The 12,806-nt window shown below is 69.3% G+C and carries 13 protein-coding genes; 6 read left to right on the top strand and 7 right to left on the bottom strand.

The genetic code is table 11. The features are described from left to right. Nucleotides 1–23 precede the first annotated feature (23 nt). Together mfd and AVR91_RS39015 are read right to left on the bottom strand one after the other, a co-directional pair. Nucleotides 24–3,578, bottom strand: coding sequence for a transcription-repair coupling factor (gene mfd / locus AVR91_RS39020; protein ID WP_063277480.1), 3,555 nt, complete (start codon nucleotides 3,576–3,578; stop codon nucleotides 24–26). Nucleotides 3,579–3,634: 56 nt separating this feature from the next. Beyond that, entirely contained in the window at nucleotides 3,635–4,549 is a 915-nt protein-coding gene (locus tag AVR91_RS39015) for an LLM class flavin-dependent oxidoreductase (protein ID WP_063277481.1), read from the bottom strand. An 86-nt stretch (nucleotides 4,550–4,635) separates the two neighbouring features. Between AVR91_RS39015 and AVR91_RS39010 the strand changes: the two genes are divergently transcribed. Further along, nucleotides 4,636–5,400 (top strand): helix-turn-helix transcriptional regulator, encoded by a 765-nt coding sequence (locus tag AVR91_RS39010; RefSeq protein ID WP_063277488.1) that lies wholly within the window; start codon nucleotides 4,636–4,638, stop codon nucleotides 5,398–5,400. Here the strand turns inward: AVR91_RS39010 and AVR91_RS39005 are convergent. Then, nucleotides 5,390–5,896 carry a DedA family protein gene (locus AVR91_RS39005; RefSeq protein WP_063277482.1) on the bottom strand — a complete coding sequence of 169 codons (507 nt, stop codon included), beginning with the start codon at nucleotides 5,894–5,896 and terminating at the stop codon, nucleotides 5,390–5,392. The genes AVR91_RS39010 and AVR91_RS39005 overlap by 11 nt on opposite strands. Continuing rightward, nucleotides 5,868–6,470, bottom strand: coding sequence for a class I SAM-dependent methyltransferase (locus AVR91_RS39000; protein ID WP_063277483.1), 603 nt, complete (start codon nucleotides 6,468–6,470; stop codon nucleotides 5,868–5,870). The genes AVR91_RS39005 and AVR91_RS39000 overlap by 29 nt, the downstream gene beginning before the upstream one ends. A 131-nt stretch (nucleotides 6,471–6,601) precedes the next feature. Between AVR91_RS39000 and AVR91_RS38995 the strand changes: the two genes are divergently transcribed. The 3 genes from AVR91_RS38995 to AVR91_RS38985 are packed head-to-tail and all read left to right on the top strand — an operon-like array spanning nucleotide 6,602 to nucleotide 9,630. After that, entirely contained in the window at nucleotides 6,602–7,768 is a 1,167-nt protein-coding gene (locus AVR91_RS38995; RefSeq protein WP_063277484.1) for a sensor histidine kinase, read from the top strand. After that, a complete protein-coding gene (locus tag AVR91_RS38990; protein ID WP_063277485.1) occupies nucleotides 7,765–8,424 on the top strand; it encodes a response regulator in 660 nt (219 codons plus the stop codon). The genes AVR91_RS38995 and AVR91_RS38990 overlap by 4 nt, the downstream gene beginning before the upstream one ends. Before the next feature lie 21 nt (nucleotides 8,425–8,445). Beyond that, nucleotides 8,446–9,630 (top strand): PQQ-dependent sugar dehydrogenase, encoded by a 1,185-nt coding sequence (locus AVR91_RS38985; protein ID WP_063277486.1) that lies wholly within the window; start codon nucleotides 8,446–8,448, stop codon nucleotides 9,628–9,630. Between the two features lie 161 nt (nucleotides 9,631–9,791). Here the strand turns inward: AVR91_RS38985 and AVR91_RS38980 are convergent, their stop codons facing one another. Further along, nucleotides 9,792–10,517, bottom strand: a complete 726-nt coding sequence (locus AVR91_RS38980) for an SDR family NAD(P)-dependent oxidoreductase (RefSeq protein WP_063270946.1) — start codon at nucleotides 10,515–10,517, stop codon at nucleotides 9,792–9,794. A 31-nt stretch (nucleotides 10,518–10,548) separates the two neighbouring features. Between AVR91_RS38980 and AVR91_RS38975 the strand changes: the two genes are divergently transcribed. After that, on the top strand, nucleotides 10,549–11,070 hold the full coding sequence (locus AVR91_RS38975) for an isochorismatase family protein (protein WP_063270945.1): 522 nt from the start codon (nucleotides 10,549–10,551) through the stop codon (nucleotides 11,068–11,070). A gap of 3 nt (nucleotides 11,071–11,073) precedes the next feature. Then, nucleotides 11,074–11,466, top strand: coding sequence for an NUDIX hydrolase (locus AVR91_RS38970; RefSeq protein WP_063270944.1), 393 nt, complete (start codon nucleotides 11,074–11,076; stop codon nucleotides 11,464–11,466). Between the two features lie 3 nt (nucleotides 11,467–11,469). Here the strand turns inward: AVR91_RS38970 and AVR91_RS38965 are convergent, their stop codons facing one another. Together AVR91_RS38965 and AVR91_RS38960 are read right to left on the bottom strand one after the other, a co-directional pair. Further along, nucleotides 11,470–12,105: an LppU/SCO3897 family protein gene (locus AVR91_RS38965; RefSeq protein WP_063270943.1), complete on the bottom strand. Its 636-nt coding sequence runs from the start codon at nucleotides 12,103–12,105 to the stop codon at nucleotides 11,470–11,472. Between the two features lie 78 nt (nucleotides 12,106–12,183). Continuing rightward, the gene (locus tag AVR91_RS38960; protein ID WP_037342446.1) at nucleotides 12,184–12,777 is read right to left on the bottom strand and encodes a TetR/AcrR family transcriptional regulator; all 594 of its coding nucleotides are present in this window, start codon (nucleotides 12,775–12,777) and stop codon (nucleotides 12,184–12,186) included. Nucleotides 12,778–12,806 lie beyond the last annotated feature (29 nt).

The following is a 12,806-nucleotide window of genomic DNA, read 5'->3' as shown; positions in this document are numbered from 1 at the left end:
ATAAGTCGCGATTCGAGCTCGGCTCACGCGACGGGCGCCGGTGACTTCATCAGATTCGTCAGCAGCTTCGCGCACCAGTCCAGCAGTTCCTCGTCGCGCAGCGCCGGGGCGCCCATGCGACCACCCGCCGGGCCCTCCGTCGGCTTCGGCACGGAAACCGTGTTCGTCACCGCCTTGTAGAGAGCCTTGGGGTACAAGCGCTTCAGCCGCACCAGCTGCGAATCCGCCAGCGGCAGCGGCGCGAACCGGATCGACGTGCCCTGGACCGCGACCTCGGTGACCCCCGCCGCGCGGCAGGTGTGCCGGAACGCGGCGACCGCGAGCAGCCTCCGCACCGGGGCGGGCGGCTGACCGTAGCGGTCGATCAGTTCCTCGCGGACGGCGTCGAGCCCGGCCTGGTCGGGGGCGGCCGCGATCTTGCGGTACGCCTCCAGCCGCAACCGCTCGCCCGGCACGTAGTCGTGCGGGATGTGCGCGTCCACCGGGAGATCCACGCGGACTTCGGCGAGCTCCTCCTCTTCGGAGGTCTCCGCGCCCGCGTGCCGGCGGAACGCGTCGACCGCTTCACCGACGAGCCGCACGTACAGATCGAACCCGACGCCCGCGATGTGCCCGGACTGCTCCGCGCCGAGGATGTTGCCCGCGCCGCGGATCTCCAGGTCCTTCATCGCGACGGCCATACCCGCGCCCAGTTCGGTGTTCTGGGCGATGGTCGCGAGCCGGTCGTGCGCCGTCTCGGTGAGCGGGGCCTCCGGCGGATAAAGGAAGTACGCGTATCCGCGCTCGCGCCCACGCCCGACCCGGCCGCGCAGCTGGTGCAGCTGCGCGAGCCCCAGCAGGTCACCGCGCTCCACCAGCAGCGTGTTCGCGTTCGAGATGTCCAGCCCGGTCTCGACGATCGTGGTGCAGACGAGCACGTCGTACTCGTTCTCCCAGAAACCCTGGATGATCTTTTCGAGTTTCTCCTCGTTCATCTGCCCGTGCGCGGTGACGACACGCGCCTCCGGCACCAGCTCGCGAATGCGCTTCGCGGCCTTCTCGATCGAGGAAACCCTGTTGTGCACGTAGAAGACCTGGCCGTCACGCAGCAGCTCGCGCCGGATCGCGGCGCCGACCTGCTTGTCGTCGTACGCGCCGACGTAGGTCAGGATCGGGTGCCTGTCCTCGGGCGGGGTCAGGATCGTGGACATCTCGCGGATGCCGGCGAGCGACATCTCCAGCGTCCGCGGGATCGGCGTGGCCGACATGGTCAGCACGTCGACGTGCGTCCGCAGCGCCTTGATGTGCTCCTTGTGCTCGACGCCGAACCGCTGCTCTTCGTCGACGATCACCAGGCCGAGATCCTTGTAGCGGATCCCGGTCTGCAGCAGGCGATGCGTGCCGATCACGATGTCGACGTCGCCCGAAGCGAGCTGTTCGAGGATGGCGTCCGACTCCGGCTTCGAGGTGAAGCGCGAGAGCCCCTTGATCTTCACCGGGAACGAACTCATCCGTTCGGTGAAGGTGTTGAGGTGCTGCTGCGCGAGCAGGGTCGTCGGCACCAGCACCGCGACCTGCTTGCCGTCCTGCACCGCCTTGAACGCCGCGCGCACCGCGATCTCGGTCTTGCCGTAGCCCACGTCGCCGCAGATGACGCGGTCCATCGGGACGCCGCGTTCCATATCCGCCTTGACCTCGTCGATCGCGGCGAGCTGATCGTTGGTCTCGGTGAACGGGAAGGCGTCCTCGAGTTCGCCCTGCCACGGGGTGTCCTGCGCGAACGCGTGCCCGGGAGCGGCCTGCCGGGCGGCATAGAGCTGCACGAGCTCGGCGGCGATCTCCTTGACCGCCTTCTTCGCCTTGGCCTTGGTGTTCTTCCAGTCCGACCCGCCGAGCTTGTTCAGCGTGGGCAGCTCGCCGCCGACGTAACGGGAGACCTCGTCGAGCTGGTCGGTCGGGACGAACAGCCGGTCCCCCGGATGCCCGCGTTTGGAGGAGGCGTACTCCAGCAACAGGTATTCGCGGGTCGCGCCGGCGACGGTGCGCTGCACCATCTCGACGAACCGGCCGATGCCGTGCTGGTCGTGCACGACGTAGTCGCCCGCCTTGAGGGCGAGCGGGTCGACGGCGTTGCGGCGCCGCGACGGCATCTTGGTACTGAAGTCCTTTGTGGACGTCCCGGCGCCCGAGCCGCGGCCGGTGAGGTCCGATTCGGACAGTACGACGAGGGCGCGCTCCGGCGAGACGAAACCGTCCGACAGACCGCCGCACGTCACCGTCACGACGCCCGGCGTCAGCGGACCTGTGATGCCTTCGGCGAGCGACGCGGGCACCTCTCCCGCCGACAGCTGCTCGACGGCGCGGGCAGCGGTGCCGTGCCCGGCGACGACGAGCACGGCCGTGCCGCCCGCGGCCGTGTGGGCACGCAGATCGGTCGTCGCGCGCTCGACCTCGCCGCGGTAGTTCGGCGCGGCCTCGATCGAGACGCGGTAGACGTCGGGATCGTCGCTCGCGAGCTGCGTCAACGTCCACCAAGGACGCTTCGTCTCCTGAGCGTGCTTCGCGATCTCCGCGAGGTCCCGGTACGCGGACGCGCCGAGGTCGATCGGCGCCTGACCGCCCGCGGCGGCCGTGGTCCAGGACGCTTCGAGGAACTCCTGCCCGGTGCGGACCAGGTCGGCCGCGCGGGCGCGGATCTTCTCCGGATCGGCCAGCAGTACGTGCGTGCCCTGGGGCATCGCGTCGGTCAGCAGGTCCAGCTCGCCCTCGCACAGCACGGGGATGAGCGCCTCCATGCCCTCGACGGGGACCCCGCCGGAGAGCTTGGTGAGCATTTCGGTGAGCTGCGCGTCGGCCTCGTACGTCGTCGCGAGCTCGGCGGCCTTCGCGCGGACCGGCTCGGTGAGCAGCAGCTCACGGCACGGCGGCGCGCTGACGTGCTGGATCTCGCCCGGCAGCGACCGCTGATCGGACACCGCGAACGCGCGGATCTCGCTGACCTCGTCGCCCCAGAACTCGACCCGCACCGGATGCTGCGCCGTCGGCCCGAACAGGTCGAGGATGCCGCCGCGCACGGCGAACTCGCCGCGTTTCTCGACCATGTCCACGCGCGTGTACGCGAGCTCGACCAGCCGCTCCAGCAGCCCTTCGAAGCTCTGCTCCTCGCCGACGACCAGGTCGATCGGGGCGAGCGAACCGAGCCCGGGCGCCATCGGCTGGATCAGGCTGCGGACGGTCGCGACGACGACGCGCAGGTCGTCGGCGCCCGTCTTGAGCCGGTGCAGCACCTCCAGCCGCCGCCCGACGGTGTCCGCCCGGGGCGACAGCCGCTCGTGCGGCAGCGTCTCCCAGGACGGGAAGTCGACGACGGCGCCTTCGCCGAGGAACGACTTCAGGGAAGCGGTCAATTCTTCCGCCTCGCGGCCGGTGGCGGTCACCGCGAGCACGGGGCGGCCGGCGCCCTCGTCCGCGGCGAGGGCACCGGCGACCAGCTGGCGGGTGGCGATCGCGCCCTGGAGTTCGAGCACCGGGGCACCGGCCCGCTCTACGACCCCGCGAAGGGCCGGATCGGGAAGGATGGAATGAAGGAGTCCGGACAATGGAGCGTTTGTCACCGTCCCAGCCTACGTGGGGGCACCGACAGTCCGCCGCGCGATTACCGGGGCAGGGCGTCGAAGACCTTCGGAAGCTGCTCGTCGAACTCGGCCGGTTCCTGCGTCGCGATGCGGATCAGCACGTGTTCGGCGCCCGCGTCCCGGTATTCGCGCAACCGGTCGGCGACCTGCTCCGGGCTGCCCGCGATCTGCATCTGGATCTTCTCGACGAAGTCCAGCGGGACACCGTAGTTCCGCTGCGCGTAGTCCTCCAGCCGCTCTCGTGCCCTGATCGGGTCCTCTTCGATGAGCACTGTCGCGAACAACGCCGGTGTCACGGGGCGTACGGCGGCTTCGCGGATCTTCGCGAGGCCGTCGGTGTAGTCCGCGACGTCGGGCGGGTACGGCAACCAGCCGTCGTAGAGCCGTCCCGCACGCTTCAGCGCGCCCGGGGTGAAGGCGGCCAGCCACACCGGCGGACCACCGGGACGGTGCGGCTCGGGGTACTCCGGCAGGGCGTCGTAGTGCAGCACGTCGCCGTGGAACGGGCCGCTCTTCCCGCTCCAGACATGCCGCCACAACGCGACGATGTCGTCGAGGCGGGCGCGGCGGCGTTCCCACGGCACCCGGGTGAAGGCGAACTCGGGTTCGCTGCGACCCGCGAATCCGGCCCCGACGGCGAGGGCGACGCGGCCTTGGCTGAGCAGATCGAGCGAGAGGATCGCGTTCGCGGAAAGAAGCGGATCCCGCAACGCCGGCAGCAGCGCGGCGGTGCCGAGGGTGACCCGCTCGGTCCTGGCGGCGAACGCGCCGAGCAACGTCAAGGAATCGATGGGCGCCTTCGCGAGCGTGTCCCCGACCCAGACCGAATCGAAGCCGAGGCGTTCGGCTTCGACCGCGATGGCGACCATTTCCGGCGCGGTGCGCCCGGCGTCGAGGATGGACCGATAAGTGGGGACGACCAGACCGTATTTCATGCCGGAAGCTTCTCCGCGGCGGGGAATCGTCTCAATTCCTTCGAGGGAATGGCGACGCCGACGGCGTCTCGGCCAAGATGGCGGCCATGGTTTCCGGATTCGGCCCCGCGCTCCGGGGCTGGCGCGAACGACGGCGGCTTTCCCAGCTGGAATTGGCGATCCGGGCCGGGACCACGCAACGGCACGTGAGTTTCCTGGAAGGCGGCCGGTCGATCCCCGGCCGCGGCCTGGTGCTGCGCGTCGCCGAATCGCTCGAATTGCCCCTGCGTGAACGCAACGGCCTGCTGCTCGCGGCCGGGTTCGCCCCCGGTTTCCCCGAAACGGAATTGGACGATCCGAGCCTGCGGCCGGTCCTCGACGGTATGCGGCGGCTGCTCGACGGGCACCGTCCGTATCCAGCCATCGTGGTCGACCGCTACGGCGTGCTCGTCGCCCGCAACGACGCGCTCGACCTGCTGTTCGAGGACGTGGCACCGGAGCTGCTGGAGGAGCCGGTCAACACCCTGCGGCTCGCGCTGCATCCGAAGGGGATGGCGCCGCGGGTGCGCAACCTCGCGGATTGGGCCAGGCACATCCTGGAGCGGTTGACGCAGGAGATCGCGCACGCGCCCGACGAGCGGCTCACCGCGTTGCTGACCGAACTCGAAGGTTACGTCCCGGCTCCCGGCCCGCCGGGGCCCGATCACCTCGGTTTCGCGGTGCCGATGCGCCTGTCCACTTCGGCGGGCGAACTGCGGCTGATCACGGCCATCACGACGTTCGCGACCGCGGCCGACGTCACGGTTTCGGAATTGAAACTGGAGACCTTCCTCCCCGCCGACGCCGAGACGGCGGCGATCCTCACCCGTTGACCCAAGCGCCCGCGTGGCCCAGGAACAGTTCGGCGCACGCCCACAGCACGGCCGCGCAGACGCTGCCGGGCACGAACCGCCGGTACGGCATCTCCGCCGCTCCCGCGACGCGCGGCACCACGGTCCGCACCCCGGCCAGGCAGCGGCCGGCGATCACGGCAGGCACGCCGTACCGGGCGACGGCCCGCTCCACGCGGTCCCACCGATCCCGGCCGAACCGCCGCCCGAACCGCGTGGTCCGCAGCCGCGGGCCCAGCCTCCGCCCTTCCAGGAAGGCGATCTGGTCGCCCGCCACGGCCGCACCGATCGCGACCGTCAACGCCAGTGGCAGGTCGAGCGTGCCCCGTCCGGCGAGGAACCCCATCAGCAGCAGGCTGGACAACGTCGGCAGCACGATTCCCGGCAACAGCGCGGTTTCCAGGAAGATCAGCGCGCCGCAGACGAGGTAGACGAGTGCGGGCGGCGACTCAAGAAGCGGCCGCAACAGGCTGTCCACGACGCCTCCCGGATTTCTGCGGCAAAGCCGCGCGGTGCACGAAGGCGGGCGGCAGGTTCGGCCAGACCAACGGAGTCCGGCCGGTCACCGCGAACCGGTCCCGCAGCGCCGCGGCGAACCGGCGGGCGGGCGTCGTCCAGGCCGCGTGCGCGTAGGCGAAGGTCGTGAACCGCCCGTGCGGGGCGAGGATCTCCGTCACCTGGTCGAGGATCCGCAGCTGCCGTTCACCGGGCATGACCGTCCACGGCAGCCCGGAGACCACGACGTCGGCGGCCTCGTCCACGTACGAAAGCAGATTCTCGGCGGAACCCTCGACGACCTCGACGTCCCCGTGCCGGGACCGCAGTTCCCGCGCCAGCCGCGGATTGATCTCGACCGCGATCAGCCGCGCGCCCGGTGGCAGGCGGCGGACGACGGCGCCGGTGAACACCCCGGTCCCGGGGCCGAGCTCGACGACGAGCCTGGAGCTCTCCAGCCCGAGGCCCGCGGTCATGGCCTCCGCGAGTTTCGGGGAACTGGCCGCGACGGCTCCGGTCAGGACGGGATGGCGGAGGAATTCCCTGGTGATCGACATGTTCCCGAAGTTAGGAACGGGCTCTGTGGCCCCGCGTCGGCTTCGTCGTCCGGTTTCGTCCTCCCGTGGGAGGACCCCGGGAGTACCCCAGGACGACGCGCTCTTGTGCCGGGCGGGGTTACGTTCGAACGGTGCAAAGGCTGCTCGACCGGCTCCGCGCCCACCCGTGGGTGACCGACCTTCCCCTGTACGCGTGGTTCGTCTTCCTCGCGCCGACCGGATCGTCGTCCGTGCCCAAGGCCGTCCTGCTCGTGCCGTACCTCTTCCTTCTCCCGCTGCTCTGGCGGCGCCGCCATCCCGAGATCGTCGCGGTGCTGATCCTCGCCGGGGTGACCGCGCAGTACACGACGGAGCTCTGGGCCTACGACCGCGGCCGGGGCGAGCTGGCCATGGCCGTCGCGCTCTACACGCTGGTCCGCGCGGGAAACCGCCGGTTCGCCACGCTGATCGCCGCCTGGATCGTCGCGCTGGACGTCACGTGGGGTCTCGTCTGGGGAATCACCACCGAACAGGGCGGCTGGCTCACCATCGTCGTGACGCTGCCGCTGCATGTCGCGGCTTGGGCGCTCGGCGAGTTCTTCCGTGCGCGGCAACGGCTTTCGGCGGAGGAAGCGACGAAGGCGAAGCTGGCCGCGTCCGAACAGGAGGCCCGCGCCCGGGCCGCCGTCGCCGAGGAACGCACCCGCATCGCCCGCGAACTGCACGACGTCCTCGCGCACAGCGTGAGCGTCATCGTGATCAACGCGGAGGGCGCGAAACTCATGCGCGACAAGGATCCCGAGGTCGTCGACCGGACACTCGACACGATCGGCAAGGCCGGCCGGGACGCGCTCGCCGAGCTGCGCCGTCTGCTGGAAGTCCTCCATGCCGGCGAAGCCGCCCGAAGCCCACAGCCGACCGTCGCGGAGCTTCGCGACCTGGTGGCGCAGGTCAGCGCGAGCGGACGGGACGTGGATCTCCAGGTCACCGGGGACGCCGAGGGGTTGCCGCCGAGCGCCGCGCTGCAGGCGTACCGCATCGTCCAGGAGTCGCTGACCAACATGATCAAACACGCGCCGGGGGACGCCAGCGGCCAGGTCGAGATCGATTTCGGCCACGGTGGCCACCGCCGGAACGTCCGGATCGAGGTGACGAACACGGGCGGGAGCGAGCCCGTCGCGCCGCGGCTCCCGTCGTCCGGCCGGGGGATCGCCGGCATGACCCAGCGCGTCGAGATGTTCCACGGCACCCTCGACACCGGACCGACCCGCGACGGCGGTTACCGGGTCGCCGCGAATCTGGTGGTGGAGGCGGGATGACGGCGGTGAAGGTGCTGATCTGCGACGACCAGGAGCTGGTCCGGGTCGGGATGGGGATGATCGTCACCAGCCAGGACGACCTGACCGTCGCGGGCGAAGCCACCAACGGCGCCGAAGCGGTCGAAGCCGCCGAGAAGCTGCGGCCGGATCTGGTCCTGATGGACGTCCGGATGCCCGTGCTCGACGGCGTCGCGGCGACCGAGCGGATCTGCCGGTCGCTTCCGGACACCCGAGTCCTGATGATCACCACGTTCGACCTCGACGAGTACGCGTACGCCGCGTTGCGTGCCGGTGCCAGCGGCTTCCTCGTCAAGGACGCGCCTGCCGACGAGATCCTCGTGGCGATCCGAGGCGTCCTCCGCGGCGATTCGATGGTCTCCCCCTCGGTGACGAAACGGCTGCTCGACCGCTACCTGGCCGACGAACGGGACGCCGCCGAGAGCGCGCGACTAGAAACGCTGACCGAACGCGAGAAGGACGTCCTCTCGCTCATCGCGCGCGGCCTGACGAACTCCGAAATCGCCGCGAAGCTCTACATCGGGGAGACGACCGTGAAGACCCACGTCGGCCGGATCCTCGCGAAGCTCTCGCTGCGCGACCGGGTGCACGCGGTCGTGTTCGCCTACGAAAGCGGTTTGGTTCGCGCGGGCGGTTGAGCACGGTGGCATGCTGATGTCATGCGCACTTCCGCCGTCGTCGCGTTCGCTTCCCTGTCCTTGCTGGTCACGGCCTGTTCCGGGGCGTCGAGCGAGACGGTGCAGAGCGCACCTCCGGTCACCTCGAAACCCTCGGTGTCGAAGCTGAAGGTCGAGCAGGTGACGGCCGGGCTCGAACACGGCTGGGACGTCGGCTTCCTGCCGGACGGGAAGATCCTCGTCACCCAGCGCCCCGGGAAGCTGGCCCTGATCGACGGCGGCACGAAGCGTGACGTCGCCGCGGACTTCTCCGACGTCCACGTACGCGGCGAAGGCGGCTTGATGGGGATGGTGGTCAGCAAGGACTTCGCGACGTCGCGCGAGTTCATCACCTGCCAGACCCACAAGGAGGGCGACAAGGCCGTCGACATCCGGCTGGTCACCTGGCGGCTTTCGGACGACGGCGCGAGCGCCACGAAGGTCAAGGACCTGCTGACCAGGCTGCCGGTGAACCCCAGCGGCAGGCATTCCGGCTGCCGCCCCGCGTTCGGCGCGGACGGTGCGTTGCTCGTCGGGACCGGGGACACCGCCCGCCCGCAGCACCCGCAGGACCGGACGAGCCTCGGCGGCAAGGTGCTGCGCGTCGACGCGAAGACCGGGAACGCGTTGCCGGACAACCCGTTCGCGAAATCCGCGAACCCGAACGAACAGCGCGTGTTCACTTATGGACACCGCAACGTCCAGGGCGTCACGGTCCGCCCGGGCACCGGGCAGGTGTTCACCGCGGAGCACGGGCCGACCATCGACGACGAGGTCAACCTGGAGACCGCGGGCGGGAACTACGGCTGGGATCCGTCCAAGGGCGGCACCGAGACCAGCTACGACGAGAGCGTCCCGATGACCGACAAGCAGCGCTTCCCGGACGCCGTCAGTCCTTTGTGGACGACCGGCGAGATCACCGAAGCGATCTGTGGCGCCGAGTTCCTCACCGGATCGCAGTGGGGAGCGCTCGAAGGCTCGCTCGCCGTGACCGCGCTGAAGGGGCAGAAACTCCTGCTGTTCCGCCTCGACGACGCGGGCAAGGTCACCGAAGTGACGCTGCCGCCGGAGTTCGACGACAAGTTCGGCAGGCTGCGCGCCGTCCGCAGCGGTCCGGACGGCGCCCTCTACATCACCACTTCGGAAGGCCAGGACGACAAACTGCTGAAGGTCACGCCCGGCGCTTAGGCCGTGTCTTGTAAGTCTGTTCGATGGGCTTCGTGATCCAGGTGGTTCCTGACGGTGCGGGCGGATCGGCCTCGTACCGGGTCGTACTCGGCCGCATCCGCCCGTGCCGTCAGGGACCGCCTGGATCACGAAGACCGCGAACAAGACTTGCAGGACACGGCCTAACGGCCGAGGTGAGCTCCGCCGTTGACGTGGACGACCTGCCCGGTGACGTGCCGTGCCTCCGGGCTCGCCAGGAAGGCGACCACTTCGGCGACGTCCGCGGGCTCGCCGGCGCGTTTGGTCAGCGTGTTGCCGATCAGCCACGTCCGGCGCTCGTCGGAGAGCTTGCCCTGGAAGAACTCGGTGTCGCCGACCAGCCCGGGCGCGACGACGTTCGCGGTGATCCCGCGCGGCCCGAATTCCCTTGCCACGTCGACATTCCACGCCTCCAACGCGGCCTTGGCGGCTCCGTAGGAACCCGCCCCGGTTCGCGCGGCGATCGAGCCGATGGTGACGATCCGCGCCCCGTCGGCGAGCCGTTCCCGCAAGGCACGGGTGACCAGCACGGCGGTGAACACGTTCGCGTCGAGATTGGCCTGCCAGTTCACGGCGAACGACTTCAGGTCTTCGGCCTGCCCGGTGCGGAAGTCGGTGTTCCCGCCCGCGTTGTTGACCAGCACGTCGACGCGCTCCGGCAATTCGGCCAGCGCCCGTTCCACCGCCTCCGGATCGGCCGCGTCGAACGGGACCGGGTTCGCACCGAGCAACGCGGCGGCCTCGGTGAGGACCTGCTCGCGACGGCCGGTGATCGTCACCCGATCACCTCGCGCGGCGAAAGCCGCCGCGACCGCGTAGCCGATTCCCGTTCCGCCGCCGGTGACCACTACTTCCCTGCTCTGCCCCATGTCCGCAGCATAGGGCCACTAGGCTTCCCCCATGACGAAGATCGACCCGGCGACGACGGCGCTCGTCCTGATCGACCTCCAGACCCGGATCGTCGCGCTGGAGACCGTCCCGATCGAAGGCACCGAAGTCGTATCGAACGCCGTCCTGCTGCGAGACGCCTTCAGCGCGGCCGGCTCGCCGATCGTCCACGTGCGGGCACATCGGCCGAACGTCGACGAGCAGCCGCCCGGCAGCGAACTGGTCGCCGAACTGACGCCTCGCGAGGGCGAACACCTGATCACCAAGAACACGATCGGCGCGTTCTACGGCACCGGGCTCGACGAACTCCTGCGCGGACTCGGCGTGAAGACGCTGGTGCTCGCCGGGATCGCCACGGAATACGGCGTCGAATCGACGCTGCGGGCCGCGATCGACCACGACTACGAGACCATCGCCGTTTCGGACGCGATGGCGGGCATCGCCGCGATCTCCCACGAATCCGCGATCACGAAGGTGTTCCCGCGGCTGGGCGACGTACTCACGACCGCCGAGACCGCCGCGGCGCTGGGCTGAACCATGATCGACAAGATCGCCTGGCTGCACTTCCGGGACGGCCGCGTCCTCGGCGCCCGCTCGCGTGGCAAAACCGTGTTCTACCTGCCCGGCGGCAAACGCGAACCGGGCGAATCCGACGCGGAAACACTGGTCCGCGAAGTCCGGGAGGAATTGAACGTCGCGATCGATCCGGCGAGCATCGAGCCCGCCGGATCGTTCGAGGCTCAAGCCGACGGCCACGCGTCAGGTCTCGTGGTCCGGACGACCTGCTATTCCGCCGAATTCCGCGGTACACCCGCGCCCAGCAGCGAAATCGAGGAAATCGCGTGGCTGGGCTACGAAGACAGGGAGCGGGTCTCCGCGGTGGGAAAGATCATCTTCGACCACCTGCGGGAGACCGGCCTCCTGCGCTGACGCCTACTTCAGTTCGTCGAGGCACACCACGCGTTCGCGGGGGATCAGACCACCCGCACCCGACGCCCACGTGAGCTTCATGTCCGTCCCCGGCACGGAGGAGCACGTCGTGGTCCCGATGGAGACCTCAGGTTCCCTTTCGATGGCGAGTACCTTGAAATGCGCTCCCGCGCAGTCCATCTTTTCGAGCTTCTTCGCCGCGAAGAGGTCCCCGGCGAAGCAATCCCCGACGGCCGGCAGCCGTGGGCCCGGATTCTTGAGGTTTTCCAGGCAGAGCAGCACGCCGTCGTCAGCCGACTGCCTACCCTGGAAGTAGTACAGGTCAGCGTTGAGGTAGCCGTCGCATTCGGAGCCACCCGACAGCAGTATCCCGCCTTCCGACTTTCCGCCCTGTTTCCCGACGACCTTGAAGTTCGCTTCCGGCGTCCCGCACTCGACGTTCCTGATACTGTCCGCGTTGTCGACGTTGCCCTTGAGACAGGCGCCGACCTCGGTACGCGACGCCGTCAACGGATTTTCGGCGAAGATCCCGAGCAGGACGATGGCACCGAAGACTCCCACGATGATGACCGGCTTCAGCCACGGTCTCTTCTTCTGCGGCGCCATCTGCCCGACGGCAAGCGCGGAAAAGTTCTCCACGGTGTTCCCCCAGCTTGATGATCTCTTTGGGGGACCTAGCGCTCATCGGCCGGGAAACGTTACTACCGCGCGACGCTATCAGTGCAGCCGCAGCTTGGGCTTGTGCTCCAAATTGGACAGACCGTTCCACGCCAGGTTGACCAGATGCGCGGCGACCTCGTCGCGCTTCGGCTTCCGGGCGTCGAGCCACCACTGCCCGGTGAGCGCCACCATCCCGACGAGCGCCTGCGCGTACAGCGCCGCCAGCTTCTCGTCGTAGCCCCGGGCGGCGAACTGCTGCGCGAGGATGTGCTCGACCTGGCTGGCGATGTCGTTCAGCACCGTCGAGAACGTGCCCGTCGAACTCGCGACCGGCGAATCCCGCACCAGGATGCGGAAGCCGTCGTGCGAGTCCTCGACGTAGGAGAGCAACGCGATCGCCGCCTGCTCCAGCATCACCCTCGGATGTCCACCGTGGAGGGTGGAGACCATCCGGTCGAGCAGCAGCTGCGTCTCACGGTCGACGACGACGGCGTAGATGCCTTCCTTGCCGCCGAAGTGCTCGTACACCACCGGTTTGGAGACGTTCGCGCGGTGCGCGATCTCCTCGATGGACGTACCTTCGAAACCCTTCTCCGCGAAAAGGGCCCTGGCGACGTTGAGGAGCTGCTGTCTGCGCTCGGTCCCCGTCATCCGCACCCTGGCCACCGGAGCGACTGGAC

The sequence above is a fragment of the Amycolatopsis keratiniphila subsp. keratiniphila genome, assembly GCF_001620365.2.
Taxonomy (GTDB): Bacteria; Actinomycetota; Actinomycetes; order Mycobacteriales; family Pseudonocardiaceae; genus Amycolatopsis; species Amycolatopsis keratiniphila.
This window is presented reverse-complemented; position numbering and strand designations above follow the sequence as displayed.